General features: G+C 48.6%; 21 protein-coding genes and 3 tRNA genes. 11 read left to right on the forward strand and 13 right to left on the reverse strand.

Annotated features, from left to right (window positions below):
• Window positions 1–53: 53 nt before the first annotated feature.
• The 3 genes from RGV86_RS21905 to RGV86_RS21915 form a co-directional block, all read right to left on the reverse strand.
• Window positions 54–209 (reverse strand): hypothetical protein, encoded by a 156-nt coding sequence (locus RGV86_RS21905; protein ID WP_042017011.1) that lies wholly within the window; start codon window positions 207–209, stop codon window positions 54–56.
• A 66-nt stretch (window positions 210–275) separates the two neighbouring features.
• Window positions 276–854 (reverse strand): PDDEXK family nuclease, encoded by a 579-nt coding sequence (locus RGV86_RS21910; protein ID WP_222687609.1) that lies wholly within the window; start codon window positions 852–854, stop codon window positions 276–278.
• A gap of 2 nt (window positions 855–856) precedes the next feature.
• Window positions 857–1,102, reverse strand: a complete 246-nt coding sequence (locus RGV86_RS21915; RefSeq protein ID WP_059222016.1) for a hypothetical protein — start codon at window positions 1,100–1,102, stop codon at window positions 857–859.
• 146 nt (window positions 1,103–1,248) lie between these two features.
• Here RGV86_RS21915 and RGV86_RS21920 point away from each other — a divergent pair, with 146 nt between their 5' ends.
• Genes RGV86_RS21920 through RGV86_RS21945 form a run of 6 tightly spaced genes read left to right on the forward strand, consistent with a single transcriptional unit; the run spans window position 1,249 to window position 6,000 of the window.
• Entirely contained in the window at window positions 1,249–1,626 is a 378-nt protein-coding gene (locus tag RGV86_RS21920) for a hypothetical protein (protein ID WP_032353325.1), read from the forward strand.
• A gap of 9 nt (window positions 1,627–1,635) precedes the next feature.
• The gene (locus RGV86_RS21925) at window positions 1,636–2,853 is read left to right on the forward strand and encodes a phage tail protein (protein WP_309508505.1); all 1,218 of its coding nucleotides are present in this window, start codon (window positions 1,636–1,638) and stop codon (window positions 2,851–2,853) included.
• Window positions 2,854–2,856: 3 nt separating this feature from the next.
• Complete coding sequence (locus tag RGV86_RS21930) at window positions 2,857–3,585, forward strand: hypothetical protein (protein ID WP_000896801.1); 729 nt, start codon at window positions 2,857–2,859, stop codon at window positions 3,583–3,585.
• Entirely contained in the window at window positions 3,572–4,357 is a 786-nt protein-coding gene (locus RGV86_RS21935; protein WP_016231373.1) for a hypothetical protein, read from the forward strand. Before RGV86_RS21930 ends, RGV86_RS21935 begins: the two co-directional genes overlap by 14 nt.
• A gap of 1 nt (window position 4,358) precedes the next feature.
• Window positions 4,359–5,375 (forward strand): phage tail tape measure protein, encoded by a 1,017-nt coding sequence (locus RGV86_RS21940; protein WP_222687614.1) that lies wholly within the window; start codon window positions 4,359–4,361, stop codon window positions 5,373–5,375.
• Window positions 5,368–6,000: a hypothetical protein gene (locus RGV86_RS21945; protein WP_000535208.1), complete on the forward strand. Its 633-nt coding sequence runs from the start codon at window positions 5,368–5,370 to the stop codon at window positions 5,998–6,000. Before RGV86_RS21940 ends, RGV86_RS21945 begins: the two co-directional genes overlap by 8 nt.
• 47 nt (window positions 6,001–6,047) lie before the next feature.
• On the opposite strand, the gene RGV86_RS21950 is transcribed toward RGV86_RS21945, so the two are convergent.
• From RGV86_RS21950 to RGV86_RS21995, 10 genes are all read right to left on the reverse strand, one after another.
• Entirely contained in the window at window positions 6,048–7,046 is a 999-nt protein-coding gene (locus tag RGV86_RS21950) for a glycosyltransferase family protein (protein WP_222687615.1), read from the reverse strand.
• Window positions 7,046–8,410, reverse strand: coding sequence for a replicative DNA helicase (dnaB, locus tag RGV86_RS21955; protein WP_222687617.1), 1,365 nt, complete (start codon window positions 8,408–8,410; stop codon window positions 7,046–7,048). The genes RGV86_RS21950 and dnaB overlap by 1 nt, the downstream gene beginning before the upstream one ends.
• 280 nt (window positions 8,411–8,690) lie before the next feature.
• Window positions 8,691–8,766 (reverse strand) — tRNA-Ile (locus RGV86_RS21960).
• A 110-nt stretch (window positions 8,767–8,876) separates the two neighbouring features.
• A complete protein-coding gene (locus tag RGV86_RS21965; protein WP_222687618.1) occupies window positions 8,877–9,041 on the reverse strand; it encodes a DUF3927 family protein in 165 nt (54 codons plus the stop codon).
• On the reverse strand, window positions 9,041–9,466 hold the full coding sequence (locus RGV86_RS21970) for a tellurite resistance TerB family protein (RefSeq protein WP_000900640.1): 426 nt from the start codon (window positions 9,464–9,466) through the stop codon (window positions 9,041–9,043). Before RGV86_RS21970 ends, RGV86_RS21965 begins: the two co-directional genes overlap by 1 nt.
• 732 nt (window positions 9,467–10,198) lie before the next feature.
• Window positions 10,199–10,274 (reverse strand) — tRNA-Thr (locus RGV86_RS21975).
• 2 nt (window positions 10,275–10,276) lie between these two features.
• Window positions 10,277–10,352 (reverse strand) — tRNA-Asn (locus tag RGV86_RS21980).
• 675 nt (window positions 10,353–11,027) lie between these two features.
• Window positions 11,028–13,568 carry a Dam family site-specific DNA-(adenine-N6)-methyltransferase gene (locus RGV86_RS21985; RefSeq protein ID WP_309508504.1) on the reverse strand — a complete coding sequence of 847 codons (2,541 nt, stop codon included), beginning with the start codon at window positions 13,566–13,568 and terminating at the stop codon, window positions 11,028–11,030.
• Window positions 13,565–14,470: a recombination-associated protein RdgC gene (gene rdgC / locus RGV86_RS21990; protein WP_222687622.1), complete on the reverse strand. Its 906-nt coding sequence runs from the start codon at window positions 14,468–14,470 to the stop codon at window positions 13,565–13,567. The genes RGV86_RS21985 and rdgC overlap by 4 nt, the downstream gene beginning before the upstream one ends.
• Window positions 14,463–14,747, reverse strand: coding sequence for a hypothetical protein (locus RGV86_RS21995; protein WP_001177861.1), 285 nt, complete (start codon window positions 14,745–14,747; stop codon window positions 14,463–14,465). Before RGV86_RS21995 ends, rdgC begins: the two co-directional genes overlap by 8 nt.
• Before the next feature lie 295 nt (window positions 14,748–15,042).
• Between RGV86_RS21995 and RGV86_RS22000 the strand changes: the two genes are divergently transcribed.
• From RGV86_RS22000 to RGV86_RS22020, 5 genes are read left to right on the forward strand one after another with little or no spacing between them, the layout of a single operon-like run.
• On the forward strand, window positions 15,043–15,195 hold the full coding sequence (locus tag RGV86_RS22000) for a hypothetical protein (protein ID WP_309508503.1): 153 nt from the start codon (window positions 15,043–15,045) through the stop codon (window positions 15,193–15,195).
• 13 nt (window positions 15,196–15,208) lie between these two features.
• The gene (locus tag RGV86_RS22005; RefSeq protein ID WP_222687624.1) at window positions 15,209–15,997 is read left to right on the forward strand and encodes a hypothetical protein; all 789 of its coding nucleotides are present in this window, start codon (window positions 15,209–15,211) and stop codon (window positions 15,995–15,997) included.
• A 39-nt stretch (window positions 15,998–16,036) separates the two neighbouring features.
• Window positions 16,037–16,459: a ppfA gene (locus RGV86_RS22010; protein WP_222687625.1), complete on the forward strand. Its 423-nt coding sequence runs from the start codon at window positions 16,037–16,039 to the stop codon at window positions 16,457–16,459.
• A 25-nt stretch (window positions 16,460–16,484) separates the two neighbouring features.
• Window positions 16,485–16,625: a hypothetical protein gene (locus tag RGV86_RS22015; RefSeq protein ID WP_000336812.1), complete on the forward strand. Its 141-nt coding sequence runs from the start codon at window positions 16,485–16,487 to the stop codon at window positions 16,623–16,625.
• Window positions 16,626–16,636: 11 nt separating this feature from the next.
• Window positions 16,637–17,029 (forward strand): hypothetical protein, encoded by a 393-nt coding sequence (locus tag RGV86_RS22020; protein WP_222687626.1) that lies wholly within the window; start codon window positions 16,637–16,639, stop codon window positions 17,027–17,029.
• The last annotated feature ends 14 nt before the right edge of the window (window positions 17,030–17,043 follow it).

The following is a 17,043-nucleotide window of genomic DNA, read 5'->3' on the forward strand; positions in this document are numbered from 1 at the left end:
CAGCACAGTCCTCGCGAGTGAGTGATGGGCCGCTACCGATACAAAAAACAGTCCTAGTCGCCCTGGGTGGTATGTTCATTCTCAGCTGCAAATTCAGCCTCCAGGCGAGCATTCATTTCAGCGATTACCGGGTCCACTACAGCATCTGCTTCCTGTTCATTACGCGGCATGACCGATGCCAGCGATTCATAATTAACCTTGGATGACACGATTATTCTCCCGATGTTAATGTTCGCTATCTCAAAGAGCACACATGCACTAATTAATTTATTATTTTACGCAGCGTACAACCACTTATCGCCGTTCAATACATACTCAATAGCCTCACCCTTTTTAAGGCTTATGTATTCCAGGATGGCGGTAATCGCTTGTTCTGCACCATACGCGAGAACCACGTAGTAACCTTCCTCTCTAAGCCTGCGCATCCAGGCGATCTGCTCTTTCGTCGGGGCTTTACCATTTGGTTCTTTAAGCTCAATTCGCATGCCGTGATAAATGCCACATGCTTTATCGAGACTCATGTCCGGATAACCTTTTTTCAGCCCTTCCGCCTTCAATTTCCCGGCGGTTGCTTTTGAACGCTTCCCTCCGTTAGGTGTTGCATGCAACAGCTCATAAATTTCAGGGTAATAGCGTTCGAAGTAATCAAAAATCAAAACCTGTTCGTAGTGCTCGCAATTTCCTACTCGCAGATCAGGATTTTTTGCCAGTGCTGCAAGCGCCTTCGCATGTGGCGAAACTTCTTTTACCGGGGCAAGTGATAAGAACGGATCCTTTTTGGGCTTTGGCTTAGCCCATCCTTTCTTTCTGCGCTTACTGAAAGCCAGATACTCTTGCTCAGTAAAGCGCAACATAATCAGTCAAACTCTGCCGGTCGCATGCCATATTTACGCTGTTTTGCTGCCTGCTCTTCCCTGTGCCATTGCGCACAATCAGCGTCACAATAGATGCCGGATTCAATCGGTTCATTGCAGTACCGACACTTCCCTGTAAATACCTGACTCACGACCTGTGCCTGCTTTCTGATGTTATCGATGGCCATGTCTTTGAGAGCTTCTAACTGATTCATGCTCAGCTCTGCATCATCAACACGTTCTGCCAATTTTGTTTCCTCGTGAAGAACCTACTTAAGGGCAGAATGATACATTTCACAACCAAAATTGCACTAATAATTTTCTTTTATTGAGTTAAATATTCAACAAATGACTAGCGGTAGAATCACCATCATCTATTTCTGGCAGGCTGACTATGGCTACATCAATCACTACAACCCAAAGCACCCGGCAATATCCTCTGTCGCGGTATGACGACCGCAACATAGCCGATCCAATACTCAGGGCAGAGCTACGCAAAGAGGTGATGCTTATGTGTGAATCGAACGACAAGAATCTGACGATTTATTACGTTCTTCCCGATGAGCAATACCGCCCGGATTTGCTGGCTTACCGTATGTGGGGCATAGCAGAGCTACGCTGGGTAGTGACGCTCGCCGCTGGGCTTGAGGATGAATCTCAGGGCATGACTGTTGGCAAAAAATTAAAACTCCCACCTGCCACCTGGGTCCGCGAAATGATTCGCCATTTCCAATATGACGGCCAGGTAATAGGGACATTATCCATTGCGTAAGGGAATTGAATGCCAACTGAATATGCTCGCGACAACCTTGGTCGCTATCAGACCGATGGATTAAGTGCAAAAGACTTTAACAAGGTCTTCGATCTTATCCGTAAACAGCAGCGTCAGAGTCGGCGAAACGCGCGGCGTACACTCACCCCAAGGATTATGGGGATGCGTAACCGCGAACTTGAGGCATTCCTCAGCCTTGGGAAAAAGAAAGATGGCACCTACTTTACGCCCGAAGATATACGCAGTTTCAACACCTCAAGGCAGGCTCATAAAACCAAATTCAAGAGCACGGTACCCGGCATTACCTATGCTCAGCTGGTGGCGCAGTCCACCAGCATTGATATAAAACGCGCTAACAACAAAGTTTCTGATGGCACAGGGATCAAAGCCGCGACATTCCTCGGGCTAAAACACAACCTTGCATTGATATCTGTTAATGCCTCGGATGAGTCGATCCACCAGCATCACCGTGTCAGAATTCGATTTGAGGAATGGGATAAAGCCGTTGAGGAAATTGCTGAAGACGGTGCGAAAAAAGCCCGAATCGCTGCCGATCTCTGCAAGGGCCGGGTATCTTTCGACTGTGATTGTGGACGCCATCAATACTGGTATCGTTATATGGCCACGGCTGGTAACTATGCTGTCGCGCCGCCAAAAGAGTATGCATTCCCCAAAATCCGCAACCCTGATCTGACTGGTGTGGCTTGCAAACATGTTTTGCACGCTATGACGCGTTTTCAGTCTCCCACATGGCACAAGGCCATCATTATTGCCCTGGAAAAAGCAGCTGAACAGGTGGCCTTCGGCGATGACAAGCGGAAGACAACAACCTATTTCAAAGGCGAACTGGCTAAATCGCTCGCGCTCAACCGGACAACAACGACGGATCAGGCTAAAGCGGCGCGTGAGTATGAGTTATATCTGAAATCTCAGGATGCATTAGGCAAAAAACTACGCGCCAAAGATAGCGCCACGGACAACGTTCGCCGGTTGTTAAAAAAAGCTCGCACCACGGCAAACAGGAAGAATGCCGAACTAAAAGCCTCGCGGGTGAGGGAAGCCCAGGCTCGCGCTGAAGCCGACGCTCTCAAAAAAGCCCTGCAAACGCAGGCGAACAACCTCATAAAGTTTTTCATGAGTCAGGGAATGGACAAGGCCGCTGCCACCGCGCAGGCGCGAAACATTCTTGAGACACAAATTAACGAAGCCCGTAAACGGAAAGGATAATCGATGGCTGGTTTCTTTGATGACATGTTTGAGGACACAGAACCATCACAACAAGTGACTGGTGATAACCTCCCGGACACCGAATCGGATCCGGATATTCCAGGCGAAGGTTCTGAACTGATTGAAGAGGAAGATATTGATGCTGAAATCGAAACCGATGGTGTTAACGTTGGTAATATTGTTGATCCTGTGGAGGACAATCACCTTCCCAATCTGGATCACGGCCTGCTTAGTGATTCTGGTGTGCGCCACCGTTATCAAGGTCATGCAGTTTTTAATAACCTTGTGCGGATGGACTGGCTCAAAGCAATCAAGCTAGACCCTGACTCATTCGATGCAGTTCTGTATCGCGCAATACCTTACAGAGACAAAAATGCACCTGAAACGGCATCGGAAATAATAGAACCGAACCAACGCATATATGACTATCAGGATCCAGAACTGATAACGGCCCTCGACTGCCCGGATGAGATGGACGCCTTCTACGCGCTATACGACGGCAGTGATAATACAGGGATTAGCGACAGTGCTTTAATCCTTCGGTTAGCCGCCGTTAATGTGCCAGTGGGTTCTATGCTCGAATGGCTGGAACAGCTGTCAGACGGCACAACCATTCGCCGCTTCTGGTACATCCATAAAATATTCAATTACGGCACTGCCAGGGTAGGCAGTTTGTTTTATTGCGTGCCTTCACGCGCCTTTGAAGGGAATTTCATCGGTGATTCTGAATAATCAGGAATGGCTACTGGCCATCTTTAAGAAAAAAGGTCTTACTCCAACCGGTAAGCTGGAATTTGCCACTATTGATGGCATTGATTCGGCGCTCGCACAGGCTTTAAACGAAGCGTTCGACTCACAAGTTGTCAGCTTTAATGATCGCACTAACCAGTCATTCAGGGAGTTCCTGAAACGCACCCCAAGAGATCGCATAACGCTCGGCACTTTTAGTGATGTGAAGGAGTGGTTGTCATCATTTGAAGCCGATCGCGCCGGGCGTAAAGATACAGCCTCTTCTGTTCCGGTAAATAAGCTGGCAATGCCGCTTGTGAATCTGTCTCGTTCTCCCGCGTTTTCAGTTTATGAAGGTGAACTGTGCCGGGATAATTACGATGAAGGGCATGTCACCAATGAAAATGATGAGATTGAAGCCCTGGTATCGACTATCCCTTTCTCACTGGAATATTCGCTATGGATCGCCAGTGACGAGAAGGAATCTCTTGGGATGGTTACAACTGCATTAGCATTCTGGCTACGAATGTATGCCAGCCTCGGGCAGGCATCTTTCACTCACATTGCCAATGTCGGCGGTTATGAGATACCGGTTACCTGTTACATCGAAGGGCAAAAATCAATCGCATTTCAGGATCTGACCACCGGCACCGCCGATAACAGGCTGTTCGCGGTTGGATTGAACCTCACCGTTGTGGCGGAGCTTCCTATCCTGGCTTATATGCAGCAAACCACCGGCACCATAACGGTAAAAGCGAAAATTCTGGAGGAATGAGATGGCCACAAAGACCACCACAGCCCCGGAAACTGATTCAAAGCGCACTCAGCTATTCCTGCAATCTGTTTCAATTGGGCAGAACGAAATCCCTCGCGAAATGATCGTAGGATGTACCTATGTCGAACCTGGGGAGCTATCTGGTCCCCAGCTTATGCTCATGGTCAGGGATTCAACGGCTTACGTGGTCAATAAGCTGGGGGTGAAATTTGGGACAATACTGACAGTTTCACTTGGTGATCCGGAAGGTCATGGCGGCATCCTGTTCTCGGAAGAGTTCTTCGTTCTTAAAGCGCCGCGCAAGGACGATACCGTACTGATTTACGCGTTTAGCAACCCGGTGCGGTTATTGAAAGTTCCGTCCACCAGCGCACAGTATTTTGTTGATAAGCCCCCATCAGCCGTAGTTTCCACTCTTGCCCCTGGTCTGAAGGTAAGTGCTGATTCATTCAGAAAGACATCCACATACCACCTAAATGTTGGAGAAAAACCGACCAAGGTATTGCAGGAGATAGCCCGGGATACCGGTTCTATGTGCTGGGCATCCCGGGGGACGATCAATTTTAAAAGTATGGAAAAAATGGCAAACGCCGCTCCATCGCTTACTTATGAGTCCGCCAATCCCAACACATCCGGATTTACAATTAGTCAGTTCAACATCCTGAATGCCGATTATGAATACCAGCGCCGACACAATTACAGAATGGCCAGTTATGACATGACCAAAGGCGTGGTTTACTCAGGTAACCAGGAAGACCCTATTAAATTTACGAGCAATCCCGATCCTACCGCGCTGGCGAACTACAACAAATTCATTCTCCCCCGCCTCGATATGCTGGTGGAAGGAAATGCCGCGCTAACTCCGGGTACGACGCTGAAAATTGTCGTGCATAACACGGCAGGTGACGGAGAACTCGATGAATCTATCCCTGACAAAATGATAGTGATGTCCGTGACTCATTTCGAAGACCGCTTTCGTTTTGTCAGCCGTGCACAGTTAGGAGTGGTGAATGGGTAGTTTGACAGGGAAGTATCGGGCTGTAGTGGTAAGCGTCGATGACCCTAAAGGTCTGATGCGTACACAAATACGCGTTGTCGGCATGATGGATGGGTTACCAGATGCCTCATTGCCGTGGGCAGAAGCTATATTGTCCAATGCAAACACGTTTTCACCATTTCTGCCCGGCGATAAAGTATGGGTAGAGTTCCCCTACAATGGGGATTCACGATGGCCATTAATAATCGGTTATGCACAGGATGCATCCGGTGGCGCTCCCAATGTGCCGCCTGAAGCGTCAGGACAAGGTGAAGGATATGTACCGCCTGAAGTCGAAGGTGCACCAGCACAACCATCAACCAGCGCCAAAAAAGACTTTATTTCGTCGCGGAACGGACTAATGGAGGTCCGGACGGCGGGCGGAGCCTGGGCCGTTACGCACTTGAAAAGTGGAACAACAATAGGATTCAACGAGGCCGGGGAGTTGTATGCCATTTCTCAAGGTCCGGCATTCATCTCTTCCGCAGGAAATCTCGATATAAAGTCAGGCGCGGATGTCGCCCTGAAGGCGGGGGGAAGTATGGCGATAGAGGCCAGCGGGAATCTATCCATAAAAGCCGCTCAAGTCTCTGTTGATAAGGCTTAAGAAAAGCCCGGCGATCGGGCTTTACTGTTACCACGGGTACAATGTTTTTATCCGTTACCGCACGACGGTTTCTGCGTGATAAACGTCCCAAGCATCTTTTCCGCGATTGCCGACCAGGTGTGACACTGGACCTTTTCAGCATTTTTCACGCGATCAACGCGAGCAATAACCTCATCCCAATCAATCCGCGACTTGATAACCATATGGTTCACCAAAGCCAGGCGATCTGGCGGAAGGCAATCGGGCGGCGTTAATATCAACGCCCCACACATTGCCGCCTCAAGAACAGTTAATCCAAGGCTTTCGGGATGCGTAACGATAAAAACGTCACTCTTACGCAATTCAGCTGCAAATTCGGTTGCTGGTACCGGCGTCCGTCTGTATGGAGTTACCGAAATATTCCCCGGATCAATGGTAACCAATCCGTCATCGGTCAACGTTCTGGCCTCATACGGAACAGTCAGACGCTGAAGGTTCATAAGGATACTTAAGGAGTGATCAAACCCACTAACATCAAATGCAGCGTGGTCTACAAAAATACGCAGAACATCGTCTGTTTTGGTTTCCAGATGGAACAGCTCCTGATTCGCTGCCCATCCAACATGTTTGTTAAAGCGATTATGACGCTCTAACCTGCCGGGATTATCCAGGTACCGCCAGGTATCATCGCGGACAGTAAAAGTAATATCAACTGGTGCCGAATCCAGCATAGAACCGTCGTATACCTGAGCTACCCATCCAGTGAATCGACGACGCAGTTGCACACCTATTTCCCTGGGCACCGTAGTAAAATACCGCAATCCTGGCGCTAAAATGGCTTTCGCAGAACACGAGAGCGCAGCGGTCAACACAGCTTCAACATAATCCTCCGGGCTTTCGACGCCAGGGGAATATGGACGATGGTATTGCAATGTTACCCCTGCCTCACTAAAGGCGCAGGCCAGGTTATAAGCCCACATTTCCGTATATGTTTTCACATCACTGATGGCTTCAAATTTTCGCCCAATGATCAGGATGTTCATCGGCTTTTCCTCGTTCCATTGCATTAATAATCCTCTTGCCAGTCAGCACCAGCATAGTTATCAAATCGTGAATACTGGCCGTTAAAAGCCAATCTCACCGTGCCAATTGGGCCATTTCGTTGCTTACCAATAATCACCTCGGCAATGCCCTTCATTTCGCTATCCGGGTGATAAACCTCGTCGCGATACAGAAACATGATCAGGTCTGCGTCCTGTTCAATTGCTCCTGATTCGCGCAAATCTGAATTTACCGGTCGTTTGTCCGCACGCTGTTCAAGCGATCGATTAAGTTGTGACAATGCCACCACCGGTACTTGTAATTCCTTCGCTAACGCCTTCAGTGAGCGAGAAATCTCGGCAATTTCCAGCGTTCGGTTATCTTGCAGCTCGGGGACACGCATAAGTTGCAGGTAGTCGATCATAATCATGCTCAATCCACCATTTTCTTTATAAACACGACGAGCGCGGGAACGTAGCTCTGTAGGCGTCAGGGCGCTTGAGTCATCAATAAAAATATTCTGCTTGTCCAACAGAATCCCCATTGCGCCAGAAACACGCGCCCAATCCTCGTCGTTAAGTTGCCCCGTTCTAATACGAGTCTGATCAACGCGTGCAAGAGAGGCCAGTGAGCGCATCACCAGCTGGTGGCTCGGCATCTCAAGGCTAAAAACCAATACGGGCTTATCGCTACGGACTGCGGCATTTTCGACAAGATTCATCGCAAATGTGGTCTTCCCCATAGACGGGCGGGCGGCGACAATAATGAGATCGGACGGCTGAAGCCCAGCCGTCTTCTTATTGAGATCGGTAAACCCGGTATCAATCCCCGTTACACCATCATGCGGTCGCTGAAACAACTCTTCGATGCGAGATACCGTCGCATCAAGAACGCTGGCGATGTCTTTTGGTCCACTCCCGCTCTTTTGTCGTTTTTCAGCTATTTCAAAAACGCGGCGCTCGGCCATATCCAGCAATTCATTGCTGCCCCGGCCATCCTGCGCATATCCAGCTTCGGCTATTTCATTTGCGACGGAAATCATTTCGCGAACAACCGCGCGTTCACGAACGATATCCGCATAAGCACAAATATTTGCCGCGCTGGGCGTGTTCTTTGACATCTCCGCAAGGTACGCAAAACCACCTGCACGTTCTAATTTACCGTTCTGTTCAAGTGCTTCAGCAAGCGTTATCAAATCAATCGGTTTGCCATGACTTAATAACCTCTCCATCTCACTGAAAATTTCACGATGAGCACTGGTATAAAAATCATCAGCGACTACACGATCTGCAACTTCATCCCAGCGGTAGTTATCAAGCATTAAGCCACCAAGTACAGCTTGTTCTGCACTAAGTGAATTTGGCATGGATTCAAGAGGGGATGCAGACATTAGCACTCCTCCAAGGCGTGCTGAATGTCAGATATAATCGGCATACTCAAATCACTCCTAACGATATGAGTCATCACCAGAAAATCAGGATTAATTCGCCGGACTCTTCCCGGCTGTCACACCGAATCGCCAGGATGGTGAATCCGCAGTCCGACGCTATGAACGGGGCTTGCACATTCCGGCTACCTGGTTCGTTGCCTGAGCTAGGGGCAAGGTTCCCCCTTTAACGTCACCAGACCGCTAACGACGCATGTGCCAGACGCCGTGTTACAACCAAATGTGGTGGCCCCTACCGGACTTGAACCGGTGACCGTGCGATTATGAGTCGCCAGCTCTAACCACTGAGCTAAAGGGCCGGATTACTGTTTACTAAGTGCTTCAATGGCGCTAACAATGCCGCCTACAACTATGGCAACAATGATAATGAGAACAATTGGATACTTGTCAGCAAAATCCCAGAAGCCCATCACTGATCCTTCGAAGCTGTTTTAAATATCGGCCATACCAATGTTACAGCTACTGCTACCAACGCACCGTCGGATAAAACCGACAGGACTGTGCTGGTGAAATCCACCAGCACAGATAGCACGAGAAAAACCAAAGCCAGAATTAGACGTGCTTTTATAACCATCAGATATACTGTTCCAGTGGCAATTGAAGAGCCTGGGCAATTTTCTTCAATTGCTCCTGCTCTTCTGCCCCAATGCCATCCTGGTCAGCAATATCAATGCATAGGCACAGAACATCTACCGCATCATTAGTCCCGGACACATCAGCCAGCTCACGTAAAGCCTGGGCATTAGCTCGGCGCGGCGAGGCTTCATATTGAGCGCGAATATTGGCGCTCATCTGGGCAATTTCACCGGAGAACGGCGCAAAGGCAGGAAGTGCTGCAATGGTTTTTTCCAATACTGCAATTTCTTTCGCATCGCAGGTGCCGTCAGAGTATGCAATGGAATATGCGCCCCAGACGGTCGCTTCCACCGCATCACGGTTTTCCATCTTCTTGACTCCGCCAGCCGCTTTGCGGAATTTCTTTTTGAGAATGCCGAGCATTTATTAACCTCATTACTGGTTGGGAAATAAGGTTGCGGTGCCGGGTGCCTCCCGGTGTCCTTTGGCTGGTTATCTACCGTGGACGGGGAAACAAGGAGAAATGAATGGACTGATATAACCATTTCCCCGCGTGCGCTTAGCCGCATTCACCGCAACGGAAAGAGCATTCTTGGTGGACCTGTAGATTGGGATATGAACCCGTTACAGGAGAATGCTCTTACCTGTTGCGTACTCCGTTTCATGGAGCTAACGGCGGGTGATCAGACCGCACCAGACTGGACTTATTTCAGCGTTATGCTCATGCCAGAGAATCAAACTGTGATGGTCGGTGCTGAACTCCGACACAGGGTTGTAGCAAGCCCCGCAAAGCGCGCACTACTGTAGTTGCGGCACATCAGCCTGTGCATTCACCACAATGTTGAGAACACTGGTTGTCACGCTGCAACGCAACATTTATTCGTAGATTGGGATATGACCCCGTTACGCCAGTGTTCTCAACGTTGTAGTGCCGGTTACGGTTCCGGCCAGGCCTCTTCCTCAACGGGGTGTTCTCCATACGGACTACCGTTTATTGGTCGTTCCTGCGGTTTATGTTGTGAAGCCAGATGCTTATCTTCTGGTTGCTTCTAAGAGCTGCACTTCATCACAACGGTAAGGGTACTTCGTAGGGATTCGAACCCTCTGCCAAGCACAGCGATCTCCGACGTCGCAAAATACCCTTACCTGTTGTGTTGGTGCCGGTTAACGGACTCGAACCGCTGACATCCTGCTTACAAGGCAGGCGTTCTACCAACTGAGCTAAACCGGCATTGGCGATGGAGGATGGATTTGAACCATCGACCCGTTGATTAACAGTCAACCGCTCTAACCGCTGAGCTACACCATCACTTGCCGGGTACGTCTCCGGCGAGGGCTTCCACCTCCGTATGCTTTTCGGCGCCCGCGCCCTGGCTGAAATTCGGTAACAGGGGATGCATAACCCTGGCTTCCAGCGTGATTAGCGCCTTCAGCATGACGGGATATACCCGTTACAAGAAATTATCCCAGGATGCCATTAAGCAATGGCTGTTACGCTGAATGAAAAAGGACGTAACAGGTAAGGACGCTGACCAAAGAGATGGCCCCTTCTCGCTCATCTGGTTAATCGAACCAGCGCCCTTGCCTGTTATGCCTCCCCGTTCCCTAATACACAGACGGGGACACTCTGCGGTCGATTTTTTGACGGGGGACGACTCATACCCCGTGGCGTCAGGCTTCTTAGGCCGCTACCATCATCAGATCATCGTTTGCATTTACTTTAATGGTCAGTTTATAAACCGCCGCAAAGTCGCTAACCATGACGAAAACCCTGAAAAAACGCCCACCCGAAGATGGGCAAACTGGATGAACAGATCGTTAGGCATTTCGGTGTCGCCACTTAGGTGCATGGTCAACCTGGCAACTCGGTGGCCATGTGGGCGGAGTAACCCAGCCATGCTTACCGCCGCGCCTATCGCGGGTAATAACTCAATCCGCTTTATAAATCCCGTTTCATTGAAACAATATTACTCTAATAAATTTATTAGAGCAATACACCAATAACATCACAAGCAACACCTCGTGTGTCCCCTTTGCAAGACACAGAACGTCTGGCAAAAAGAGATTCCACTCTGAAGCCGCTGTCCTGATAAAGCTCTCTGATGTTTGGCGCGCCACTGTTAGTAATGAGAACCTTTGCACCTCTGCGATGAGCATCCGTCAACAGAGACACCAGGCGTTTTTGCTCTTCAAACTTAAAGTCATGACCGGAATAGTTCGTGAACCCCTCAGTATTGGGAAGCGGTTCATACGGCGGATCGCAAAAAATGACATCTCCTTCTCCGGCAGCTTCAATCACTCCAGCAAAATCACCACATACAAACTCAGATCGCCCTTCCGCACCAAGAAAGGCTTCCATCTCCTGTAGTGGAAAATACGGAGTTTTATACTTCCCATAACCGACATTGAACTCACCGGCCTGGTTGTAACGCGTCAATCCGTTAAAACAATGTCGGTTCAGGAACAAAAACGCCGCTGCGCGATGTAAATCATCATAGACTTGTTTGTTAAACGCATTCCGTACTGCCAGGTATCCTTCCTGTGTGTTGTAGTCCTGGAAAAACCGATGTGCCAGTGTGATAAGTGAATGCGCCTCGCGTTGTAGAGTCTTGTAAAAGTTAATCAGGTCAGCATTCACATCATTTAGCAGATTTTCCTGGTATCCGGCATTCATGAAGACAGCTCCGCCACCAACGAAAGGTTCAATCAGGCGCTTCCCTTCTGGCAAATAGCGAAAGATTTGTTCCAGAACACCAAATTTTCCACCAGCCCATTTGAATATGGATCGTTCGAATTCTACCGCTGGTTTAACTTTTCGCTCTTTTGTTTCGCTCCCTTCTTTTTGCCGACATGCAGCCTTAGTAATCCGATCGCCAATCCAGCGCATTACTGGTATCGCCATACTATTGCCGATCGCTTTGTAACGCGGTCCGTCAGCAGCGAGCATCGCGGCCTCTTCTTCGCTTAAATCAGGATAGTGATTGCGAAGGTATGTCAGTTCATCAGAAGTGACTTTTTTACGCTTTCCTGTAGGGATCAGCGTATGCCCGTCAGGAAAACCTTGTAGGCGTTCACATTCGATAGGTGTAAGCCTGCGCACGTTAATCACATGAGGTGCAAATAATGCATAGGCGACGCCATGTTTATCTGTCGTCGTAAGACATGGGGATAAATTCAACATTGGTTCAGTTGCATTGCCGCCATTTTCAGGCGACCGCCCAATCCAGTTACCAGGTATCCCATAAGCTATAGCTGGTGGGCATCCCGTATTTTGATTACTATTAACAGAGTTACCAGCTCGTAAAGTCGGGGCACATTCAATAGCAACATCTTGTCCGTAATCTTTGCTGGAAAAAGCTACTACTGCGTTTTCTTGTCCGTGGTTACGACCAATAGTATGTGCCAATTCACAATTAACATCAGGATCTTGTGTTCCATGAACAGCCATAACTGCCAGATGTTCGTGGCTTTCTTGTGGTCTGGCGCGAAGAGTGCCAGCTCCTTTACGCCAAACACCAGCGCCTGTACTACTGAAAACAGCTAAATCGGTAGCATCTTTAAAATCTCTGGCCTTGACAGTGGAAGCTGTCTCATCATCAGCATACTCACCAAATGCAACCATTCGATAAACACCAACAAGCCCACTTCCTCTCTGCGCAAAAATCTCCTGGTTACTTGCGCCGATCCCGCCAGTATTGTGTGACTGGTTAAGTGTCGGGTGAGGATTTACTGAGCTATCCCAATGGCTCCCGCTTTTAATGCCATTTCCAGCATTCCCGGCAGCTTTCGCCCCCTCGCTTCGGCTCGGCGCAATATCCCGGCGCACGCCTTCGAACTCAAAAAGTACCGTTGCGGGATCGATGTCTGTTCTAGCACTTGCGACAACAAACACGCGTCGGCGTCGTTGTGCCACTCCGAAGTATTGGGCATCAAGGATTCTCCAGGCCACTTTTCGCTGCGGTCCATAAATACAACCACACTGCGGCCACTTTGGAGCATGGCTACCGGTTTTGGCATCCCACCGCCAGAACGCGTTACTTTTTCGTGATTCAGGTCGATCACCAGGTTCGAATGGCGCATTTTCTCCAGCCAATCCGGCAAGGAAACATCCGAAGGCGTTATCTGCCGATGACAAGACTCCTGGGACATTTTCCCAGACGATAACGGCTGGTTTGAGAAATGACTCAGCCCGTTTGTCGTCAATTGCATTTGCAAGCTCCACATACTTTAAAGTTAGCGCGCCACGCTCATCATCAAGCCCACCACGTAATCCTGCGATACTGAATGCCTGACAAGGTGTTCCCCCGACGAGCACATCAGGGGATTCGATTTCCCCAGCCAGGACTTTTTTGGCAAGTTTTGTCATGTCGCCAAGGTTGGCGACATGGGGCCAGCGGTGCGCAAGAACGGCTGATGGAAAAGGCTCGATTTCAGCAAACCACGCCGGACGCATACCCAACGGTTCCCAGGCAATACTCGCGGCTTCAATTCCACTGCAAACAGATCCATAGCACAGCTCTCTCACTGCTTAGCCTCTCCGCCCAGGGCATTTACCAGAGCATCAACCAAGCATGAAATTTCACTGGTTAACAGGAAGAAATCTGCATCCAGTCGCTGCGCAACATCTTCACTATCAATATCAGAGTTCTGCTCAAGCAATTCATCCGCAAATTTGACGCTGGTAAGGCTGAAGTTATGGTCCAGTGTAAATTTAATGCGGTTCTGCCAGTCGAGTGCCAACTTAGTGACGAGCTTGCCAGCTTCCAGGTGTGTGGAAATTTCATCGCTTCCCAAATCCTGCTTTTTCACTCGGGCGATACCGCCATCCTCAAGCACAGCCTTAAGTTCTGCCGCATCCCCCATTTGAAATCCCTGTGGAGCACTACCATCACGTACCCAGTCGGTCAGCGTTAACTCAATGGGATTTTCAACACTTAGGGGCACAACAGGAAGAGAACCCAGAGACTTACGCATAAGCGCGAGCATATCCTCTGCCTGCCGCGCGCTGGCATTGATATAGATACGTTTAGTTGAACCGTCGTAGATCGCCTGGATAACAGAAAACTTTGAAAAAGCCCGTGGCAGAAGAGAATGCAGAACTTCGTCTTTCAGGGAGTCCTTCTCTGTTTTCTTCAGTTTACGCGATTGTTCTTGCTCAAGTTTTTCAATTTTCTCTTGAATGGCTCGCTGGATAACCGGCGCGGGAAGAATTTTTGTTTCGCGCTTTGCTTCAACAAGGATAAAGCCATTTCCATGCATTGCGATCACTTCGGAATTATCACCAAATGGCGATACAAAACCGAACTTGGACATATCCTGACTACCGCATGGAGTGAATGAGATCATTTTATTTTTATCTTCTAAGTCGGTCAGATCCGTCTCACGTGAAACTTTATAAATTGAAATGTTTTTCCAGTGCTTAAACATGTTGTAACCCTTGAATATCAACCACAGAAAGCTCGTCTTTGTAGAAGAAGGTCAGGTTATGGCACCCCCTCGTTTGAGCGTATGAGCTGGGACCAATTTCGTTCTTCCAGACAAATGGCTTCAGATCCGTACGGCGAAGCATAAAAACGCGATTTGTTCCGCTCTGATTCCCAATGAGGCAAAAGCCTTCTTTCACCTTGATAGCCTGCAAGTTGTCGAGTTCACCGCTAGTTACCCGACTATCGAACTCCTTGCGGCTTATTAGCTCCATCTGCATCTGACGACTCCTAACTAATGCCCATTGAAGGGCGATGCCTGAATGGTACCGAAAACACGACACAAAAAACAATATTTATTAGAGCAATTAAACTCAAAACAATGACACTCATGCCACAATAAACCTAAGTTAAAATAACAAAACTTAGAGCAAATCATTGGTGGTGACGTGGCGAGTATTGCAACAAAAGACAGCATTTGTTCGGGGCACGGAGGATTCCCATCCAGGCCTCCCGTAGAGAGCGAACCACTACTTAAAGTCAACGGAGTCGAAGTGTTAGTTGATGGTAAGCAATATGCACAACATACCGATGGGAACAGCACGCACGGCGGGCAAGCTATATCAACCAGGGCATGGTTTACCGTCAACGGGAAAGGGATCGTATGCGTTGGTGATCCTGTTTCATGCGGCTCTACCGTTGCAGCCGGAGACGGTCTGGTTCAGGTAAGTTAGGAGATATCATGCTGGAAAAAGACTACCAGTTATCCGCATATAAGAAATTGGCCGCCGCCGGTGGGATGAAAACACCTGGTGCCATAACATCGGCACGAAACAGTGCTAACACGGCAAAACTGCTTGCAGAAGAATTGACCGGATTAATTCTGGATACAATTGTCTATCCCGACACTATTACCAGCTATGTTTCAACGATCAGAACAACCGCAACCGGTTTAACGAATATTGGAGGGCTGGCAACTCAGCACGCTGACCTGTTGGCTGGTTATGCTGATCTGTCAATGCTCCTTCAACTCGATATTGGTTGGGATGTTTACTGTCGTGCTAATGAGCGAGAAGTTTCAGAACTGCCGATCTCTATTGCCATTGGCGACGCGACTACAACGAAATCGCTTGAGGACGCTGTAAATACGCTTAATACGTCGAGTTTAATCGCTGCTATGGGGGACATTAACCAGACCCTTAACGCAGGCTCAGGCAGCTCGTCAGGCTCTGATTCCGGTGGTGGCGCAGTCACTCCCCCACCATCACTGACAGAACAACAAGTTGAAGCACTGAAGGAAGCAACTGAACAATTTGGTGCTTTTTTCGACCAGACAACAGTACCGGTAGCAGCATTGCAACAGCAGTATGAACGAGCGAAGGAAAGCGCCAGCGTAGCCATAACTGCTTATAACCATGCTATCGGTACCGCGCTGGCAGAAGCATCAGCAAATAAGGCCAGCACAGCCAGCGCAGTCGCAGCTTTGGTTCCTGATTCTGTTCTTGATGAATTAAATAAGGCAGCACAGTAACAAAGGACTTCACAGATAATTTTTCTTCAGGAGGAAGACATGTCATTCTTTTCTACGTTAAAAACAGCTTTGTCTTTGAAGGAGAAACTTGCTGCTACTGGTGTTCTTGTTCTGATTTGCGCACTTGTTGGTGCTGGGTTTGCATGGGAACGTTATCAGCTAAAGCAAGCCTTGGAGAAAATTGGCAGTCTTGATCAGGCTGTTAAGGAGCGTGATAAGTCAATAATGGATCTTAACCAGACCATTGAGACGATGAACAAAGCAGATCAACATTTTCACAGCCAGGAAGTGAAAAATGAATCAGAACAAGCCAAGTATGCTGACAGGCAAATGGAACGAAAAGCAGAAGTTCAGAAACAACTGGTTGCGGCGGGTAATGTTCGCCAGCGCATTCCTGCTGACACTCAGCGGTTGCTCCGGGAGTCGATCAGCGAATTTAACGCCGACGCCGACAAAGGTTAACCACCCTGTCCCCAAAAGTGCATTTATGTGCAGGATGCCGGAGTTTAGCAGTGAATATTTTGATGATCTGCCAGCGTATATCCTCGATACAGAAACGATGCTGATGGGGATTAACAGGAAGAATCGCAACGTTAATGATTACAACCGCGCTATCAGCGGTAACTAAAAGGGATTTTTATGTCTGATAAAGTAACAGTAAAGCAAACTATCAACAAAGCGACTTCAATCTACAAAATTGAGCAAATCACTGTTGGCAAGCCAGGATCTGAACAATTCCGTCATGCTTTCGAACTTGCCGATCAGCTTGGTTTAAAACATCCAGATTGTATTGAGCATGTATTTCCAACTTATGCTGATGAGCAATGTACTCAAGTGCTTACTGAAGAGGATTTCTTCAGCACTGAAGAACGAGAAGGTGTTGATCGCTGCATTGGTGTGATTTGTTCTTCAGTGAGTGATGAGTTATTCCCTAATGTGCCTGAATATGGTGGTATTGGATACCAGTTCTTGTACGAGGGCGATGAGCTTAAATGCTATGAACATGGCCTTCTCATTGAAAGCGTAGAATAATACGACTCCCTTCC

The organism is Escherichia ruysiae, from assembly GCF_031323975.1.
Taxonomy (GTDB): domain Bacteria; phylum Pseudomonadota; class Gammaproteobacteria; order Enterobacterales; family Enterobacteriaceae; genus Escherichia; species Escherichia ruysiae.